16 protein-coding genes are annotated in these 19,327 nt (G+C 65.5%); 12 read left to right on the top strand and 4 right to left on the bottom strand.

Annotation, left to right across the window (positions count from 1 at the left end):
- Position 1: 1 nt before the first annotated feature.
- From ACK4ZD_RS09060 to ACK4ZD_RS09045, 4 genes are all read right to left on the bottom strand, one after another.
- Complete coding sequence (locus tag ACK4ZD_RS09060; protein ID WP_409660699.1) at positions 2-199, bottom strand: hypothetical protein; 198 nt, start codon at positions 197-199, stop codon at positions 2-4.
- Between the two features lie 85 nt (positions 200-284).
- Positions 285-650: a hypothetical protein gene (locus tag ACK4ZD_RS09055; RefSeq protein WP_409660697.1), complete on the bottom strand. Its 366-nt coding sequence runs from the start codon at positions 648-650 to the stop codon at positions 285-287.
- A gap of 118 nt (positions 651-768) precedes the next feature.
- A complete protein-coding gene (locus tag ACK4ZD_RS09050) occupies positions 769-2,622 on the bottom strand; it encodes a sodium:solute symporter family protein (RefSeq protein ID WP_409660695.1) in 1,854 nt (617 codons plus the stop codon).
- A gap of 13 nt (positions 2,623-2,635) precedes the next feature.
- Positions 2,636-2,893, bottom strand: coding sequence for a DUF4212 domain-containing protein (locus tag ACK4ZD_RS09045; protein ID WP_409660693.1), 258 nt, complete (start codon positions 2,891-2,893; stop codon positions 2,636-2,638).
- 373 nt (positions 2,894-3,266) lie between these two features.
- On the opposite strand from ACK4ZD_RS09045, the gene ACK4ZD_RS09040 reads away from it, so the two are divergent.
- The 12 genes from ACK4ZD_RS09040 to ACK4ZD_RS08985 all read left to right on the top strand — a co-directional run bounded on the left by ACK4ZD_RS09040 (position 3,267) and on the right by ACK4ZD_RS08985 (position 19,148).
- Positions 3,267-4,556 carry an MFS transporter gene (locus ACK4ZD_RS09040; protein ID WP_409660691.1) on the top strand — a complete coding sequence of 430 codons (1,290 nt, stop codon included), beginning with the start codon at positions 3,267-3,269 and terminating at the stop codon, positions 4,554-4,556.
- A 29-nt stretch (positions 4,557-4,585) separates the two neighbouring features.
- A complete protein-coding gene (locus tag ACK4ZD_RS09035) occupies positions 4,586-5,968 on the top strand; it encodes a NarK family nitrate/nitrite MFS transporter (RefSeq protein WP_409660689.1) in 1,383 nt (460 codons plus the stop codon).
- Positions 5,969-6,001: 33 nt separating this feature from the next.
- Positions 6,002-9,784: a nitrate reductase subunit alpha gene (locus ACK4ZD_RS09030; protein ID WP_409660687.1), complete on the top strand. Its 3,783-nt coding sequence runs from the start codon at positions 6,002-6,004 to the stop codon at positions 9,782-9,784.
- Positions 9,785-9,803: 19 nt separating this feature from the next.
- Positions 9,804-11,327 (top strand): nitrate reductase subunit beta, encoded by a 1,524-nt coding sequence (narH, locus tag ACK4ZD_RS09025; RefSeq protein WP_409660685.1) that lies wholly within the window; start codon positions 9,804-9,806, stop codon positions 11,325-11,327.
- A 16-nt stretch (positions 11,328-11,343) separates the two neighbouring features.
- Positions 11,344-12,024, top strand: coding sequence for a nitrate reductase molybdenum cofactor assembly chaperone (gene narJ, locus ACK4ZD_RS09020; protein WP_409660683.1), 681 nt, complete (start codon positions 11,344-11,346; stop codon positions 12,022-12,024).
- Positions 12,021-12,755 carry a respiratory nitrate reductase subunit gamma gene (gene narI / locus ACK4ZD_RS09015; protein WP_409660681.1) on the top strand — a complete coding sequence of 245 codons (735 nt, stop codon included), beginning with the start codon at positions 12,021-12,023 and terminating at the stop codon, positions 12,753-12,755. Before narJ ends, narI begins: the two co-directional genes overlap by 4 nt.
- A 13-nt stretch (positions 12,756-12,768) precedes the next feature.
- The gene (locus ACK4ZD_RS09010; protein WP_409660679.1) at positions 12,769-13,578 is read left to right on the top strand and encodes a peptidylprolyl isomerase; all 810 of its coding nucleotides are present in this window, start codon (positions 12,769-12,771) and stop codon (positions 13,576-13,578) included.
- Between the two features lie 19 nt (positions 13,579-13,597).
- On the top strand, positions 13,598-14,293 hold the full coding sequence (locus tag ACK4ZD_RS09005) for a carbonic anhydrase (RefSeq protein ID WP_409660677.1): 696 nt from the start codon (positions 13,598-13,600) through the stop codon (positions 14,291-14,293).
- A gap of 89 nt (positions 14,294-14,382) precedes the next feature.
- On the top strand, positions 14,383-14,826 hold the full coding sequence (locus tag ACK4ZD_RS09000) for a universal stress protein (RefSeq protein ID WP_409660675.1): 444 nt from the start codon (positions 14,383-14,385) through the stop codon (positions 14,824-14,826).
- A gap of 79 nt (positions 14,827-14,905) precedes the next feature.
- Entirely contained in the window at positions 14,906-16,117 is a 1,212-nt protein-coding gene (locus ACK4ZD_RS08995) for an NAD(P)H-dependent flavin oxidoreductase (RefSeq protein WP_409660673.1), read from the top strand.
- Between the two features lie 9 nt (positions 16,118-16,126).
- Entirely contained in the window at positions 16,127-17,419 is a 1,293-nt protein-coding gene (locus ACK4ZD_RS08990; RefSeq protein WP_409660671.1) for an NnrS family protein, read from the top strand.
- A 64-nt stretch (positions 17,420-17,483) separates the two neighbouring features.
- Positions 17,484-19,148: a murein L,D-transpeptidase gene (locus tag ACK4ZD_RS08985; protein ID WP_409660669.1), complete on the top strand. Its 1,665-nt coding sequence runs from the start codon at positions 17,484-17,486 to the stop codon at positions 19,146-19,148.
- Positions 19,149-19,327 lie beyond the last annotated feature (179 nt).

Raw genomic sequence — 19,327 nt, 5'->3', positions numbered from 1 at the left:
GTCAGTCGTCCAGGCGTTCCACGAGCCAGGCGGTCACGCCGATCAGTACCGCCCACACCAGGAAGAGCGCCGCCGGGAACAGCGGCACCCCCAGCACTGTGGCCTCGCGGTCCCACAGCGCCATCAGCGGAAAGTTCAGCGACAGCCAGCCGGCGAAGAACACGAACACCAGCCGCTGCGCCCCCAGGCTCCTGAACATCGGTGTCTCCTCGAACAGGGGGTGCAGTCCATGGCGGCAAGGCTCTCTGCGGCGCCTATTGTCGCCCGTTCCTCTGACCGTGACCTTACGGTGAACCCCCAGGGCCGCGCTGGCGTCCGGTGCCCAGCCCATGGGCCTGCCGGCTCAGGGCAAACGAGGCCAACAGCTTGATCCACAGCGTCGAGCCGGCGATGGCAATCCAGTCCTCGCGGGCCAGAGCTTGGAAACCGAGCACGGCCACCAGCACACCCACCAGCACCACGCCACCCGTGAGGTTGATGATCATCTCGTAGGGAGCATAGCGCTCGGCATTGGCCGGGGGCAGGCCCCTCTTGAGCGCCACCTCCGAGAAATCGCGATGCACCGCGATACGCCAGGCGCGACGCAACCAGAAAAAGGCGATCGGGATGAGCGCCAGCAGGAAGATCCAGTTGATGATGAAGATGCTCATGGGTTCACGACCTGTGCGCCGATTCTCGCAACAAATCCCGCAATGAAAAAACCCCGCCGGCGGCCGACGGGGTCAGTGAGCGGGCCACACCGGGCCCCTCGCGATGGAAGCGGATCGCTCAGTGGACCGCGGCCGCTCCGGCGCCTTTGGGGGTGCGCACGGCATCCACCATCGCAGCGATGTGCGAGGGCACGGGAGCCGACATCTTGCTTACCAAGAAGGCTACCGTGAAGTTCACGATGGCCCCGACGGTGCCGAACGCTTCGGGGGTGATGGTGAAGAAGCTGTTGGCGCCGCCGATCAGGTCGAGGTACTCCGTGCCTTTGATGAAGAAGATGCCCTTGTGTGCGAAGACATAGAACAACGTCACAGCCAAGCCCGCGATCATGCCGGCGCTGGCGCCTTTGTCGGTCACAGTCTTGCTGAAGATCCCCATCATCAGGGCCGGGAAGATCGTCGAGGCCGCGATGCCGAAGGCCAGAGCCACCGTCCCGGCTGCGAAGCCCGGCGGGTTCAGGCCGAGATAGCCCGCCACGAAGATGGCGCCGGCCATGGCAATCTTTCCGGCCATCAGCTCGCTCTTCTCGCTAATGTCGGGTTTGATCGCGCCCTTGATCAAGTCGTGCGAGATGGCCGAGGAAATCGCCAGCAGCAAGCCGGCTGCCGTCGACAAGGCGGCGGCCAGGCCGCCGGCGGCCACCAGCGCGATCACCCAGTTGGGCAGTTGCGCAATCTCGGGGTTGGCCAGCACGATGATGTCGGCGTTGACCGTCAGCTCGTTGCCCTTCCAACCGGCGGCCTCGGCCTTGGCCAGCACGTCGGGATTCTTCGTGGCGCTGTTGTAGAACTGGATGCGGCCATCGCCGTTCTTGTCTTCCCACTTCAACAGCCCTGTGGCTTCCCAGCGCTTCATCCATTCGGGGCGCTTGTCGTACTGCAGGCTGGCTTCGGGTGCGAAAAGGTCAGCGTTGGCCTTGACCACGTCAGGGTTGACGGCGAGCTGTCCGGCTTCGTTCTGCGTGATGCCCACAGCCGTGTTGGTGGTACCAAACAGGTTCAGCCGGGCCATGGCTCCCACGGCCGGAGCCGTCGTGTACAGCAGCGCAATGAACACCAGCGCCCATCCGGCGGAGGAGCGGGCATCGGCCACCTTGGGCACGGTGAAGAAGCGCACGATCACGTGAGGCAGTCCGGCCGTGCCGATCATCAGCGAGACCGTGTAGAAGACCATGTTGATGGTGCTGCCGGCGGTGGTGCTCGTGTACTGGCCAAAGCCGAGATCGGTCACCACCTGGTCGAGCTTGGCCAGCAGTGACACGTCGGTGCCTGCCAGGTTGGCCCCCAAGCCCAGCTGTGGCAGGAAGTTGCCGGTGAGGTTGAGCGAGATGAAGAAAGCCGGCACCAAGTAGGCCAGGATCAGCACGATGTACTGTGCCACCTGCGTATAGGTGATGCCCTTCATGCCGCCGAACACGGCGTAGGCGAAGACGATGGCCATGCCGATGTAGATGCCTTGGTCGCTCGTCACTCCCAGGAAGCGCGCGAAGGTCACACCTACACCCGTCATCTGGCCGATGATGTAGGTGATGGAGGCCACCAGCAGGCAGATCACCGCCACGTTGCGCGCAAACTGAGAATAGTAGCGATCGCCGATGAACTCGGGCACCGTGAACTTGCCGAACTTGCGCAGGTAAGGGGCCAGCAGGCAGGCCAGCAGCACATAGCCGCCTGTCCAGCCCATCAGGAACACCGCGCCGCCATAGCCCATGTTGGAGATCAGGCCGGCCATCGAGATGAACGATGCGGCGCTCATCCAGTCGGCCGCCGTGGCCATGCCGTTGGTCACGGGGTGCACGCCCCCGCCGGCCACATAGAAGTCCTTGGTGCTGCCGGCACGTGCCCAGACGGCAATGCCGATGTAGATCGCGAAGCTCAGCCCCACGATCAAATAGGTCATTGTTTGAAGATCCATGGTTCGTCCCTGATCAGTCTTCTTGCATGCCGAATCGGCGGTCGATGTCCTTCATCTTCTTCGCGTACCAGAAGATCAGTGCGATGAAGATGTAGATGGATCCTTGCTGGGCGAACCAAAAGCCCAGGGGATAGCCCCCCAACTGAATGGCATTGAGGGCCGGGGCGAACAGGATGCCGGCGCCGTAGGACACCGCGGCCCAAATCACCAGCACCTTGGTCAGCAACCCCAGCGTCGCCGACCAATAGGCCTTTGCGTTGTTGTCATCCACCGAGCGTCTCCTCTCGAAAATCGGAAATCCAAGAAAGCGGCCGCAAGGCCGCGGGGCGTATCGCGTTGCAGACGCAGGCCTGCACCGTTGCATCGCAATGTGATGGGCCAGGCTTACGTCCAGCTTATGGCGCGGGTAAGCCCTGAGCGAGTGGGGAGCGCGTGGGCCACGAAGCCGCACAGCGCTTGTCGGATGTCAGCTCCCCGTCATCTTTACGGGTGTGGGTCAGCGGGGTGTCAATAGTTCCAAAGAACGATGAGACCTGTGGCGACATCGTTCTTCCGGACAGACGGGGACGCCCTGCGGAAGGATGGGCAAGGCCCGCTCCGCTTCCTACAGTGGCTGACATGGAAGAGAGCAAGGAGTGATCCCCATGGCGGCCCCCCAACCGGGATCGGTAACGGTCCCTCCCATTTCAGCCAAGGCCTGGTCGGTGCTGATCGTCAGCACCCTGGCCTTTACCGTGTGCTTCATGGTGTGGATGATGTTTGGCGTCATCGGCATCCCGCTGAAGAAGGCGCTCAATCTCAACGCCACCGAGTTCGGCCTGCTGATGGCCACGCCGGTGCTCACCGGATCGCTGGTGCGAGTGCCGCTGGGCATATGGACCGACCGCTACGGCGGGCGCATCGTGATGACCCTGCTGATGGCCGCCACCGTGCCGGCCATCTGGCTGATGGCCTATGCGACCCAGTTCTGGCACTTCCTCGTCATCGGCCTGTTCGTCGGTCTAGCCGGGGGGTCGTTCTCAGTGGGAACGCCCTATGTGGCTCGCTGGTTCCCCAAGCAGCGTCAGGGCTTTGCGATGGGCGTGTATGGCGCGGGCAACTCGGGGGCGGCGGTCAACAAGTTCGTCGCGCCAGTGATCCTGGTGGCTTTCGGCTGGACCATGGTGCCGCAGGTGTATGCGGCCATCATGCTCGGCACCGTGGTGCTGTTCTGGATGTTCAGCCACAGCGACCCCAGCCACTTGGTGCCGAGCAACGTCAAGTTCACGGACCAGCTCAAGGCACTGAAGGATCCGCGCGTGCTGAAGTACTGCCAGTACTACAGCATCGTCTTCGGCGGCTATGTGGCCCTCAGCCTGTGGATGGTGCAGTACTACGTGGGCGAATACGGCCTGGACATCCGTGTGGCGGCGCTGCTGGCGGCGTGCTTCTCGCTGCCCGGCGGCGTGCTGCGCGCCATCGGTGGTTGGCTGTCAGACAAGTACGGCGCCCACAGCGTCACCTGGTGGGTGATGTGGGTGAGCTGGATCTGTCTGTTCCTGTTGAGCTATCCGCAAACCGAATTCACGGTGCTCACCGTCGATGGACCGCGAACCTTCACGATCGGCCTGAACGTGTACGCCTTCACCGCGCTGATGTTCATTCTGGGTATCGCCTGGGCCTTTGGCAAGGCCAGTGTCTTCAAGTACATCAGTGATGACTACCCCAGCAACATTGGCACGGTCTCCGGCATCGTAGGGCTGGCTGGCGGCCTGGGTGGATTCATCCTGCCCATCATGTTCGGCGCCCTGCTCGACTTTACCGGCATCCGCTCCAGCGCATTCATGTTGCTCTATGGCGTGGTCTGGGTGTCCCTCATTTGGATGTACTTCACCGAAGTGCGACGCCGCGAAGTGTTGGGCCCCAACGCCGGCGGGTTGTCTGTCCAAAGCTGATCTGCAACCGATACTGACTGGAGGCTGACGTGGCTTCTCATGTGATTGAGCGTTGGAACCCCGAGGATCCCGCATTTTGGAGTCAGCAAGGCGAAGCCATCGCGAGGCGGAACTTGTGGCTCTCCATTCCCGCGCTCACGCTGGCGTTTGCCGTGTGGATGGTGTGGTCCGTCGTGGTGGTGAACTTGCCCGCCGTTGGATTCAAGTTCAACACCAACCAGCTGTTCTGGCTGGCCGCGTTGCCAGCCTTGTGCGGCGCCACTTTGCGCATCTTCTACTCGTTTGCCGTACCCATCTTCGGCGGCAGACGCTGGACGGCCATCTCCACCGCCAGCTTGCTGCTGCCTGCATTGGGCATCGGGTTTGCGGTGCAAAACCCCCAGACCCCTTATGAGGTCTTTGTGGTGCTGGCGCTGTTGTGCGGTCTGGGTGGCGGCAACTTTGCTTCCAGCATGAGCAACATCAGTTTCTTCTACCCTAAGTCGCGCAAGGGCTATGCATTGGGAATGAACGCGGGCTTGGGCAACTTGGGTGTGTCGCTCGTGCAGTTCGTCGTTCCCTTGGTGATCACCACAGGGGTGTTTGGCGTCCTTGGTGGAGAGCCGGTCATGGTCGATCGCTCGGGGCAGCAAGTACCGATGTGGTTGCAAAACGCGGGATTCATCTGGGTGCCTTTCATCATGGCATCGGCATTGGCGGCCTGGTTCGGGATGAACGATCTCAAAGACGCCAAAGCCTCTTTTGCCGATCAAGCAGTGATCTTCAAGCGCAAGCACAATTGGTTGATGTGCTGGCTCTACATCGGCACGTTCGGCAGCTTCATTGGGTACTCGGCCGGCTTCCCGTTGTTGATCAAAAGCCAGTTTCCCGAAATCAACGCGCTGTCGTATGCCTGGCTGGGTCCGCTGGTGGGTGCCCTCATTCGACCGGTGGGGGGCTGGCTGTCCGACAAGCTGGGCGGTGCGCGCGTGACCTTCTGGACCTTCATCGTGATGGGCCTGGGCGTGGCCGCGGTGCTGCAGTTCCTCCCGGCTGAAGGCCGCGCCGGCAACTTCAACGGCTTCCTCGTCTCTTTCCTCGTACTGTTTGCCGCCTCGGGTGTGGGCAACGGCTCGACGTTTCGGATGATCCCCATCATCTTTCTGACCGAGCGGCAGCGCGCGGCCGGATCAAGTACAGCGGCCCAAGAGCAGGCTCAGCGTGACGCCAACAAGGAGGCCGCTGCCGTGCTGGGCTTCAGCTCGGCCGTGGGGGCCTACGGCGGATTTTTCATTCCGAAAGGTTACGGGACATCCATTGCCATGACGGGCGGACCCGAGGCGGCCTTGTATGTGTTCATTGCGTTCTACGTGACGTGCGTGGCCATCACGTGGTGGTACTACAGCCGCAAAAACGCCCCGATGCCTTGCTGAGCGTCTGATACCAAACCGAACTAGGAGCCCTCGATGAGCCACTTCCTTGATCGTCTGACCTACTTCAACCAACCCCGAGAGCCCTTTGCGGACGGCCATGGCGTGACCACCGGCGAGGACCGCACCTGGGAGGACGCCTATAGGGGGCGCTGGGCGCATGACAAGATCGTACGCTCCACCCACGGCACCAATTGCACAGGGTCGTGCTCGTGGAAGATCTACGTCAAGGGCGGTATCGTGACTTGGGAGACCCAACAAACCGACTACCCGCGCACCCGTCCCGATCTGCCTAATCACGAACCGCGCGGCTGCGCCCGCGGCGCTAGCTACTCCTGGTATCTCTACAGTGCCAACCGCGTGAAGTACCCGATGGTGCGCGGCCGACTGCTCAAGCACTGGCGCGCGGCCAAAGCGGTGGCCCGAAGTCCCGTGGATGCCTGGGTCAGCATCGTGGAGAACGATGCGCAGCGCCGCGACTACCAGCGCCAGCGCGGGCTCGGAGGGTTCGTCCGATCGACCTGGGAGGAGGTCAACGAAATCATCGCGGCGGCCAACGTCTACACCATCAAGAAGTACGGCCCGGATCGGGTGATCGGATTCTCGCCGATCCCGGCGATGTCGATGGTGTCTTACGCCGCTGGCAGCCGTTATCTGTCGCTCATTGGCGGCGTGTGCATGAGCTTCTACGATTGGTACTGCGATTTGCCGCCATCAAGTCCCCAGACTTGGGGGGAACAGACCGACGTGCCGGAGAGTGCCGACTGGTACAACTCCACCTTCCTGATCGCCTGGGGCTCCAACGTGCCGCAGACGCGCACGCCTGATGCGCACTTCTTTACCGAGGTGCGCTACAAGGGCGCCAAGGTCGTGGCCATCACGCCCGACTATGCGGAGGTGTCCAAGCTGGCCGACCTGTGGATGCACCCCAAGCAAGGCACCGATGCTGCGCTGGCCATGGCCATGGGTCATGTGATCCTCAAAGAGTTTTATTTCGACAAGCGATCCAGCTACTTCGACGACTACGCGCGCCGATACACCGACTTGCCGATGCTGGTGCAGCTCAAGGAGCACAACCTGCCCGACGGCAGCAAGACCTTGGTGCCAGACCGCTACGTACGCGCGAGCGACTTCAACGGCAAGCTCGGTCAGACCAATCACCCCGAGTGGAAAACCGTGGCTTTCGACGAGATGGGCAAGATCGTGCTGCCCAACGGTTCCATCGGCTTTCGCTGGGGCCCTGAAGGCCGACCCGATGCGGGACGATGGAATCTCGAAAGCAAGGAGGCCCGCCACGGCCACGACGTGAAGCTCAAGCTGTCGGTGCTGGAAGACGGGGCCCAGGCTCATGAGGTCGTCGATGTGGCCTTTCCATACTTCGGTGGTGTCGATACCCCGCACTTCAACGCCAACAAGTCCGCGGGCGACGTGATCCAGCGCAAGGTGCCGGCCGTTCGCATCACCCTGGGCAAGGCGGGCGAGCCCCGCGAGATCCTGGTGGCCACCGTGTTCGACTTGTTGGCGGCGAACTACGGCGTCTCGCGCGGGTTGCAGGGAGAAAACTCGGCGCTTTCCTATGACGACAACGTCCCCTACACCCCGGCCTGGCAGGAGAGCATCACCGGTGTCAAGCGCGACCAGGTGATTGCCGTGGCGCGTCAGTTCGCCGACAACGCCGACAAGACGCACGGCAAGTCCATGGTGATCATCGGCGCGGCGATGAACCACTGGTACCACAGCGACATGAACTACCGCGGCATCATCAACATGCTGATGTTGTGCGGTTGTGTGGGCCAAAGCGGCGGAGGCTGGGCGCACTACGTGGGTCAGGAGAAGCTGCGCCCGCAGACCGGCTGGACAGCCTTGGCCTTCGCGCTCGACTGGATCCGTCCTCCGCGTCAGCAGAACTCCACCAGCTTCTTCTACGCCCACACCGACCAGTGGCGCTACGAGAAGCTGGGTGTGGAGGAGGTGCTCTCGCCGCTGGCCGACAAGACCCAATTCCAGGGCAGCCTGATCGACTACAACGTGCGTGCCGAGCGTATGGGCTGGCTGCCCAGCGCGCCACAGCTCCAAACCAACCCGCTGCAAGTGGTGCGTGACGCCCAGGCTGCAGGCCAGGACACCAAGGACTACGTGGTGAGCTCACTCAAGAGCGGCGTACTCAAGATGAGCTGCGAGGACCCCGACCATCCCCACAACTGGCCGCGCAACCTCTTCGTGTGGCGCTCCAACCTGCTGGGCTCATCGGGCAAGGGCCATGAGTACTTCCTCAAGCACCTGCTGGGTACCGCCCACGGCGTGCAGGGTAAGGATCTGGGCCCCGGCGATGCCAAACCGACCGAGGTGGCCTGGCACGCGCAGGCACCCGAAGGCAAGCTCGACCTGCTGGTCACGCTCGACTTCCGCATGAGCACGACCTGCCTGTACTCCGACATCGTGCTGCCCACGGCCACCTGGTACGAGAAGAACGACCTGAACACCAGCGACATGCACCCCTTCATCCACCCGCTGTCCACGGCGGTGGACCCAGCCTGGCAGGCTCGGTCCGACTGGGAGATCTACAAGGGCTTGGCGAAAAAGTTCAGTGAGGTGTGCGTGGGTCACCTGGGCGTGGAGAAGGAAGTGGTGCTCACGCCGCTGATGCACGACACGCCGTCCGAGCTGGCCCAGCCTTTGGGCGTGCAGGAATGGAAGAAGGGTCAATGTGAGCTGATCCCCGGCAAGACCGCGCCGCAGATCACTGTGGTAGAGCGAGACTATCCGAACACGTACAAGCGATTCACGGCCTTGGGGCCGCTGATGGAAAAGCTGGGCAATGGCGGCAAGGGCATCGCCTGGAACACGGCCGAGGAGGTTCGTCATCTCGCTGAGCTGAACGGCAAGGTGCACGAAGAAGGTGTGACCCAGGGTCTGCCGAAGATCGAGACCGACATCGACGCGGCCGAGGTGGTGATGATGCTCGCGCCCGAAACCAACGGCCATGTCGCAGTGAAGGCCTGGGAGGCGCTTTCGAAGATCACGGGCCGCGAGCACGCCCACCTGGCCCTGCACCGCGAGGACGAGAAGATCCGCTTCCGCGACATCCAGGCACAGCCTCGCAAGATCATCAGCTCGCCCACCTGGTCGGGCCTGGAAAGCGAGAAGGTCAGTTACAACGCCGGCTACACCAACGTGCACGAACTGATCCCCTGGCGCACGCTCACCGGCCGTCAGCAGTTCTACCAAGACCACCCCTGGATGATCGCCTTCGGCGAGGGTTTCTCCAGCTACCGACCGCCGGTAGACCTGAAGACGGTGGACGAGGTGATGAACCGCAAGCCCAACGGCAACCCGGAGATCACGCTCAACTTCATCACGCCGCACCAGAAGTGGGGCATCCACTCCACCTACAGCGACAACCTCGTGATGCTCACGCTCAACCGGGGCGGCCCGGTGATCTGGCTGAGCGAGGACGACGCCAAGCGAGCCGGCATCGTCGACAACGACTGGGTCGAGCTTTTCAACGCCAACGGCGCGATCGCGGCGCGGGCGGTGGTGAGCCAGCGCGTCAACCCGGGCATGGTGATGATGTACCACGCCCAGGAAAAGACCATCAACACTCCGGGCAGTGAGATCACCGGCCAGCGTGGTGGCATCCACAACTCCGTGACCCGCATCGTCACCAAGCCCACGCACATGATCGGCGGGTATGCACAGTTGAGCTATGGCTTCAACTACTACGGAACCATCGGGACCAACCGTGACGAGTTCGTGGTGGTGCGCAAGATGAAGCGCATCGACTGGCTCGACGACGAGTCCACGGCCACCGCCGCCTGAGAAGAAGGAGATACCTGCGATGAAAGTCCGCGCACAGATCGGCATGGTCCTCAACCTGGACAAGTGCATCGGCTGCCACACCTGCTCCGTCACCTGCAAGAACGTCTGGACGAACCGGCCGGGCATGGAGTACGCCTGGTTCAATAACGTCGAGACCAAACCCGGCATCGGCTACCCCAAGGAGTGGGAGAACCAGGACAAGTGGCATGGCGGATGGGTCCGCAAGAGCAACGGCAGCATCGAGCCGCGCCAGGGCGGCAAGTGGAAGCTGCTCATGCGCATCTTCGCCAACCCCCACCTGCCCGAGATCGACGACTACTACGAGCCCTTCACCTTCGACTACGACCACCTGCAGTCCGCCCCGGAAACCAAGGCGGCCCCGGTGGCGCGCCCGCGCAGCCTCATCACAGGCCAGCGCATGGAGAAGATCGAGTGGGGTCCGAACTGGGAGGAGATTCTGGGCGGCGAATTCGCCAAGCGGTCGAAGGACAAAAACTTCGACGAGGTGCAGAAGGACATCTACGGCCAGTTCGAGAACACCTTCATGATGTACCTGCCGCGCCTGTGCGAACACTGCCTCAACCCGGCGTGCGTGGCCTCCTGCCCCTCGGGCTCGATCTACAAGCGTGAGGAGGACGGCATCGTCCTGATCGACCAGGACAAGTGCCGCGGCTGGCGCATGTGCGTCTCGGGTTGTCCCTACAAGAAAATCTACTACAACTGGCAGACCGGCAAGGCCGAGAAGTGCATCTTCTGCTACCCCCGCATCGAGGCCGGCCAGCCCACGGTGTGCTCGGAGACCTGCGTGGGCCGCATCCGCTACCTGGGGGTGCTGCTGTATGACGCCGACCGCATTGAGCAGGCCGCCAGCGTCGAGCACGACCGCGACCTCTACCAGGCCCAGCTCGACATCTTCCTCGACCCGAACGACCCCCAGGTGATCGAGCAGGCCCGCGCCGATGGCATCCCCGAGTCCTGGCTGGAGGCGGCGCGCAAGAGCCCCGTCTACAAGATGGCAGTGGACTGGAAGGTGGCGCTGCCCCTGCACCCCGAGTACCGTACGTTACCGATGGTGTGGTACGTGCCGCCGCTGTCGCCCATCACCGCCGCGGCCAATGCCGGCGAGATTGGCATCAACGGCGAGATTCCCGACGTCAACCAGCTGCGCATCCCCGTGCGCTACCTGGCCAACATGCTCACGGCCGGAGAGACGGCGCCGGTGGTGCGCGCCCTCGAGCGCATGCTCGCGATGCGCGCCTACCAGCGCGACAAGCACGTAGAAGGTCGCGTCAACACCGCTGCGCTGCAGCAGGTGGGTCTGGATCCGACCACGGTGGAAGACATGTATCACGTGATGGCCATTGCCAACTACGAGGATCGCTTCGTCATCCCCACCACGCACCGTGAGTACGCCGAGAACGCTTTCGACGTGCGCGGTGGCTGCGGCTTTTCCTTCGGCAACGGCTGCTCCGAGGGCAGCACCGAGGTCAGTCTCTTCGGCGGGAAGAAGAAACGCACCATCCCCATCAAGGCCACCGTCTGAGCGCAGGAGATCCACGATGAAACGATTTCCCTCCCGAAGCTGCCGCGCGGTGGCCCGTCTGCTAGGCTACCCGGACGACACGCTGCGTTCCGCTCTCGACGAGATCGAGACTGCGGTGACCGAGGATCCTGCACTCAGCAAAGAGGCCCGAGCAGGCCTGCAGGCTCTGATTCGCCAGCTGCGCGTGGGTGACACCTTCGAGGTCGAGGCCCGGTATGTGGACACCTTCGACCGGGGCCGTGCGACCTCGCTGCACTTGTTCGAGCACGTGCATGGCGACTCGCGCGACCGCGGCCCGGCGATGGTAGACCTGCTGCAGACCTATGAGCAAGCCGGCCTTTACCTCGCCCCCGGTGAACTGCCGGACTTCCTTCCCGTGGTCCTGGAGTTCGCCGCCACGCAGGAGGCGGCTGTGGCGCGGGACTTCCTCGGCGAGATGGCGCACATCCTCAATGCCTTGCATACGGCGTTGGCCCAGCGCCAGAGCCCCTACGCTGCGGCCATCGCTGCCGTGCTGGAAATGGCGGGTGAGCGTGTCCAGCACGTGAACCTGCCCGCCGAAGAAGGCATCGACGACGCCTGGGCCGAGCCACTGGCCTTCGATGGCTGCGCCACCAAGGGCCAGAACCGCCCGGACCAGCCCCAGCCCATCCACATCGTCCGCAAGCCGGCACCTACTCAAGGAGCACGCGCATGAAAGCCACCCTCGACTTCTTCGTCTTCGGCCTGTACCCCTACATTTGCTTGGGGGTGTTCTTCGTCGGCAGCTTGCTTCGCTTCGATCGCGATCAATACACCTGGAAGAGCGATTCCTCGCAGCTGTTGCGCGCCGGCCAGTTGCGCTGGGGCAGCAACCTCTTCCATGCCGGAGTGCTCTTCCTCTTCTTCGGCCATTTCGTGGGCATGCTCACGCCGCACTTCTTGTATGAGCCCTTCATGAGCTCGGGCACCAAGCAGGTGTTGGCCATGACGGCCGGCGGTATCGCCGGCGTGCTGGCTCTGATCGGGGTAAGCCTGCTACTGCACCGCCGCCTGTCAGACCCGCGCATCCGTGCCACGTCCAAGACCAGCGACATCGTCTTGCTGTGGCTACTGTGGGTGCAGCTGGTGCTGGGCCTGGCCACCGTGCCGCTGTCGGCCCAGCACCTGGATGGCAGCGTGATGCTGGTGCTGGCCGAATGGGCCCAGCGCATCGTCACTTTCCGTCCCGGCGCCGCCGAGCTGATGGCCGACATCTCCTGGGTCTTCCGCGCCCACATGTTCTTGGGCATGACGATGTTCCTGATCTTCCCGTTCACCCGCTTGGTGCACGTGTGGAGCGGCTTCGGCGCCATCGCCTATCTGCTGCGGCCGTACCAGGTGGTGCGCTCGCGCCGTCTGAACCTGCCGGCCGATCACCATGCTCCGGCGCGCCGTCCCGTGGCCTGAAGGAGACGATGCCATGACCGCCGAGACCCTTCACCCTGCGGCTCGCGTCAACGGCCAGCCGCTCCATGCCCCTGGCGAGGTGCTGCCGCCCGATGTGCTGCGCCAACGGGCCTGCACCGAGCTGCTGCGCCAAGCCGCGCAGGCTGCCGGGCTGCTCGACGCGGCTGACGAACCGGGCACCGACGGCGTGATCAGCGAAGCGGCCAGCGCGGCGATCGAGGCCCTGCTCGAACGCGAGCTGGCGTTGCCCGAGCCGTCCGAGGAGGCCCTGCGTCGCCACCACGCGGCCCATGCGGCCAAGTACAGCGAAGGTGAGCGGGTGCGCGCCCGGCACATCCTGTTCGCCGTGACGCCCGGCGTGGACGTGAAGGCCCTGCGCCTGAAGGCCGAGAGCGTGCTGCTGGAACTGCGCTGCCATGACGAAGGCCAGACCGAAGCCGATCGGGATCGACGCTTTGCCCAGGCGGCTCAGCAGTGGTCGAACTGCCCCAGCAGTGCGCACGGCGGCATGATTGGTGATGAAGAGGGGTGGCTGCGCGCGGCCGACTGCGCCCCCGAGTTCGCCCGCGAGGTCTTCGGGCACACCGAGGTGGGCGTGCTGCCCCGACTGGTACACAGCCGCTTTGGCTTGCACGTGGTGGAGGTGCTGGAGCGCCAGGCCGGCCGCCCCCAGCCTTTCGAGAGGGTGCGCGGTGCCGTGCGCCTGGCGTTGCAGCAGCAGGCCTACGTGACCGCGCTGCGCCAGTACCTGCGTCTGCTGGCGAGTCAGGCCAAACTCGACGGGGTGGCACTCGATGCCGCCGAAACGCCCCTGGTGCAGTAGGGAGCAGGGGAGTGCGACCATGCCTGACGAGCTGATCGCCCGCCTGCGTCGATTCCACGACGACTACTTCCCTCGGCACCAAGCGAGGTTTCGCGACCTGGTGGACCAGGGGCAGCACCCCAGCACGCTCTTCATCGGCTGCTCGGACTCCCGTCTCGTGCCTTACCTGCTCACCGGGGCTGGGCCGGGCGAGCTTTTCATCGTGCGCAACGTGGGTGCGCTGGTGCCGCCTTACGACGGCAGCCATGGACACCATGGCACGACCGCGGCCATCGAGTTCGCGGTGCTCAATCTGCATGTGACGCGCATCGTGGTGTGCGGCCACAGCCATTGTGGTGCCATGAAGGCCTTGTACGAGGAGATCTCGCCCGAAGCACCCAACCTGGCCCGCTGGCTCGACCTGGCCCGCGAGGCGGCCCTGCCGGTGCAGCCCAGCCCCGAAGCCCTGCGCCGCACCGAGCAGCGTGCCGTGGTGCTGCAACTCGAGCGCCTGATGGACTATCCGATGGTGCGCTCCCGGGTCGAGTCCAGGACGATCACGCTGCATGGCTGGCACTATGTGATCGAGGACGGTGAAGTGCACGTCTTCGACGTGCTGGCTGGGGGCTTCGTGCCGGCCTCGCGGTCCGAGCACAGCGGGACCGGGCCATACATACCGGCCGAGCAGGACGTGTGCTTCAACGAGATTGACAGCCGGCTGCGCCCGCCCCGATGACCCCGGGCTTGACGTGGAGCAATCCGCGGCCGGGATACCCGGCGTAGAGTGTTTCCGAGGGCCCGAGGCGGGCTCGGACGGAGGCTTCCATGTTCAACCACCTGCTCGTCCCCGTCGATGGCAGTGACCTCAGCGACAAGGCCATGACCTCCGGTCTGGCTCTGGCCCAGCGCCTGGGCGCGCGTGTCACGGGCTTCATCGTCGAACCCTTTGCGCCCCCACCGGCCAGCATCGGCGAAGGCTATGCCTATGGGCGCATCACCAAGAGCCATGACGAATCGGTGCGTGCGCATGCCGACGAAGTGCTCGGACGATTCGAGCGCCTCGCTGCCGAGGCGAAGGTGCCCTTCCAGCGCGTGAGCGTGCAGGCCAACAACATCGAGGATGCCATCGTCGACGTTGCAGCCCAGCACCAGTGCGATCTCATCGTCATGGTCACGCACGGCCGTGGCGTCTTTGGCGAGCTCATGTGGGGATCGCACACGAAGAACCTGATGTCGCGTACGAAACTGCCGGTGCTCGTGTTGCATTGACGAATTGCCGTTGAGCTCGGTCAAGACCCTGACCGGGGCATACGCTTACCTTCAGGGCGCCATTCCAAGAGGTGCGGTCATGTCTGAAGTTTTCTCTCGCGTCGAACCCGCGTTGGCCCGTTTGCTCGAGCGCAGCGGCCTGTCGGCGCTGAAGCTCAAGGGCGCTCGCCTGCTGCCCATCGTCCAGGGGGGCATGGGCGTGGGGGTGTCAGCCCACCGTCTGGCCGGCAGCGTGGCCGCGCTGGGCGGCGTGGGCACGCTCAGCAGCGTGGATCTGCGCCGTCACCATCCCGACCTGACGGAGCGCACTCGTGGCGTGGGCATGGGCGAGGCGGCCAAGCAGGCCATCGACGCGGCCAACCTCGAAGCCATCGACCGTGAAGTGGCCGCCGCCCGCGCGCGCAGCGGCGGCCGCGGCCTGCTGGCCATGAATGTGATGCGTGCGGTCAGCCAGTACGCCGCCAGCGTAAAGCGTGCACTGGAAGCCGGCATCGATGCTATCGTGGTGGGCGCCGGCTTGCCGCTGGACCTGCCCGACCTGGCGCAGGATCACCCCGACGCCCTGCTCATTCCCATCCTCTCCGACAGCCGCGGCGTGCAGCTCATCGTGAAGAAGTGGGAGCGCAAGAAGCGCCTGCCCGACGCCATCGTGATTGAGCACCCCCGCCTGGCCGGCGGCCACCTGGGTGCTGCGAAAATTGCCGACCTGAACGACCCGCGCTTTGACTTCGAGCGCGTGCTGCCTGAGACCCGCGAGTTCCTGCGCAAGGCGGGCGTCGAACGCGAGATCCCGCTGATCGCCGCCGGTGGCATTCGCACCCATGCCGACATCGCTCGCGTGCAGTCGCTGGGGGCCAGTGCCGCGCAGTTGGGCACTCCGTTTGCCGTGACGCAGGAGGGCGACGCTCACCCCGAGTTCAAGCGGGTGCTGGCGCAAGCCCGTGAGGAGGACGTGGTCGAGTTCACCAGCGTGGCCGGCCTGCCGGCGCGCGCGGTGGCCACACCCTGGCTCAAGGCTTACCTCAAGATCGAGGAGAAGCTACAGGCCGTGGCGCATGTCAAGAGCCGCTGCACCAAGGCCTTCGATTGCCTGGCCCAGTGTGGGCTGCGCGACGGCTTGGCCGGTTGGGGCCAGTTCTGCATCGATCACCAGCTCGCCGCCGCCCTGCGCGGCGACGTGAAGAAGGGCCTGTTCTTCCGCGGTGTGGGCGCCCTGCCTTTCGGTGACCAGATCCGCAGCGTGCGCGAGCTGGTCGAACGGCTGCTTACCCCGGCTCCGGCGGCGGCCTGAGGTCCGGGCATGCGCACCGTTCCCATCCAGCCTGAGCCGGCCGGGCCGGCGGCTGCGCCGCGCCGCACCGGCCCGGCCCCTGCCTGGCGGGCGTCCTGGCTGCTGGCCGCGCCGCACCGGCTGGGCTTCTTTGCCGGGGCCGTGATGCTCTCGACCAGCGCTGTGTGGTGGCTGATCGTGCTGGCCAGCCGCCAAGGCCTGGTTCCGCCGCTGTCCTGGACCCTTTCTCCTACCCTGGCACATGCTTTGCTGATGAGCCATGGTTTCATGCCCCTGTTCATCACGGGCTTCCTCTTCACGGCCGGGCCAAAGTGGCTGGGCCTGCCGCCGGTGGGGGCGCGCAGCCTGCTGGCGCCCACGCTGGCCTGCCTGAGCGGCTGGGCCGTCTTCCTGATGGGGGTGCATGGCCTGGCACCGCTGGCAGCCATCGGCCTGTCGGCGGTGGCCTGGGGCTGGAGCGGCTTCACCCGGCGCTACCTACAACTGCTGCACCGTGCCACGGCCCAAGACCGCACTCATGCGCGCGTCGTGGGCTGCGCCTGCCTGGTCGGCTCGATCGACCTGTGGGCGGCAGTGGCCGGCCTGATGTTGGGGGAGCCAGGCTGGACCCTGGCTGCCGCCTCGGTGGGCCTGTGGTGGTTCATCGCCCCCATCTACGCCGCTGTGCTGCATCGCATGATCCCCTTCTTCACGACCGCGGCGCTACCGGTGCTCGATGCCTGGCGGCCGATGTGGTTGTTGTGGACTTGGCTGGCGGTGCTGGTGGCGCAGCCACCGCTGGCCTGGGCGGCACGAGGCTCCGGGCCCCTGACCATGTTGGCCATCGGCTTCAACCTCGTTGCCGGGCTCGGAGCTTTGTGGCTGGCGGTGCGTTGGGGCCTGGTGCAAAGCCTGCGCATCCGTCTGTTGGCCATGCTGCACCTCGGCTTCGTCTGGCTCGGCCTGGCCCTGCTGCTGCAGGCCGCCGCTCAGGCCCTGTGGTGGCTGGGCGGGCACGCCCTCGGTTTGGCCCCGCTGCACGCGCTCACGCTGGGTTTCCTCGGGTCCGTCTTGTTGGCCATGGCCACACGCGTGTCTTGCGGGCATGGCGGGCGCGTGCTCGCCGCCGACGACATCGCCTGGGCGCTGTTCTGGGGCCTGCAAGTCGCCGTGGTGCTGCGCTTGCTGGGGACGGGGCAGGGCGCGGCCTCGGGGGCGCTGGTGCTCGCTTCGGCGGTAGTCTGGGCGGCCGTGGCCTTGGGCTGGAGCTGGCGGTATGGGCGTTGGTTCGGCCGGCCCCGGGCCGACGGCCGGCCCGGATGACGACGAAGTTCGCCGATTCGGGGGATGCCGCGACGGCCGGCTTCCGAGGTACCGTAGCCACCCCATGCGTTTCCCCGATCTGTTTCTTGTGGCCTGCGTGGCCGTCACAGGGCTCGCCACCCAGGTTCTGGCCTCCCCACTGCCCCCGCCGCTGGCCCGGTGGCCCGAGCATCCTCAGACAGCCTGGACCGCGACCCTCCCCGCGGCCCAGGCCGAGACCCTGCGGCGCTTCTATGCCCTGGGCCCGGCCGGGCTGCGATGGTTCGATGCCGAGGGGCGGGCGCGCCCGGTGCTGGCCGAAGCCTTGTCCCTGCTGGCCGCGGCCGAGGACGACGGGCTGCGTCCCGACGACTACCAGGCCGCTGAACTGGCGCGGGCCGCCGAAGCCGTGCGCGCAGCCACTCCTGGGCCCGGTGCGTCGGCAGCGCTGCCCGCGCTGGACCTGCGCCTGAGTCTGACCTGGTTGCGCTTCCTGCGCGACCTGCACCTGGGCCGTGTCGACCCGCATCGACACGGCTGGAAACGCCGACCCGCCCGGGGCGAGCCCGACCTCGCCGCCATCTTGCACCAGGCCGTGGAAGCCGGACGCCTGGCCCCCGTGGTGCAGGCCCTGCGTCCCGCCTGGCCGGCTTACGAGACCTTGCGGGCCGCCTTGCCGACCCTGCGGGCGCAGGCCGCCCGGGAAACGCCGACCTCGTTGCCTGTCTTCCGGCCCGGCCTGCGCCCGGGGCAGTCACATGGCCAGGCCGCGCAGGTCTTCGAGCGGCTGCGTTTCCTGGGCGACCTGCCCGGCGATGCGCCATCGCCCACCGACCCGACCCTCTACGACCCGGCCTGGGAGCCGGCCGTACGGCGCTTCCAGGCCCGCCACGGGCTCAACGACGACGGCGTGATCGGGCCCTCCACCGTGGCGGCCCTCAACGTACCGCTGTCGCAGCGCGTGCGCCAGGTCGAGCTGAGCTTGGAGCGGCTGCGCTGGATGCCTTCCCGGCCGGGCGGGCCGCTCATCCTGGTCAACGTGCCGATGTTCCGCCTGTGGGCCTACGCCGACGCGGCCGGGGAGCCCGTCCTGGAGTCGCGTGTGATCGTGGGCCGCAGCGGCAAGGACGCCACGCCCTCGATGATGGAGGAGCTGCGCTACCTCGTCTTCCGTCCTTACTGGAACGTGCCATCCGGCATCCTGCACCGTGAGGAGCTGCCGCGCATCGAGGCCGACCCCGGTTCCGTGCACCGCCTGAACAAGGAAGTGGTGGCCGGCCCGGCCGACCATTCCCCTGTGGTCCCGTTCGGTCCCGAGGCCCTGGCCGGACTGCGCGACGGCAGCCTGCGCCTGCGCCAGAGGCCGGGCCCGGGCAATGCTCTGGGCGCCGTGAAGTTCATGATGCCCAACGACGAGGCCATCTACCTGCACGACACCCCGGCGCGCAGCCTCTTCCTGCGTGAGCGGAGAGACTTCAGCCATGGCTGTGTGCGCGTGCAGGAGCCGGCCGCCCTGGCCACCTGGCTGCTGCGCGACCAGCCAGGCTGGAACGCCGAGCGAGTGGCCGCGGCGATGCGCGACGATGCCGCCCCCTCGCAGCACGTGAGGCTCGGCCGTCCGGTGCCCGTCGCCCTGGTCTACTTCACCGCCTGGGCCGAGGCACCCGCAGCGCTCCTGCGGTTCGCCGCCGATGTGTACCAGCGCGATGCACCGCTGGCGCGCGCACTCGAGCAGCGTCGTTTGGACTGAACCCAGACCCCCCTAGGCCTGGGGGGGTGTCCCGGCACGTCCCCCCCCAACGAGCCTCTTTGACACACCCTGTTTCCAAAACGAAGTAGCGGTGGGCCGTGGGTGCTTGCTAGCATGCCCGACCTTCAGGGACGAGAGCACAAGAGGCCCGCCATGCACGAGCCTGCGGCGGCGGCGCT

This window comes from Caldimonas sp. (assembly GCF_046291045.1).
Lineage (GTDB): Bacteria > Pseudomonadota > Gammaproteobacteria > Burkholderiales > Burkholderiaceae_C > Caldimonas.
This window is presented reverse-complemented; position numbering and strand designations above follow the sequence as displayed.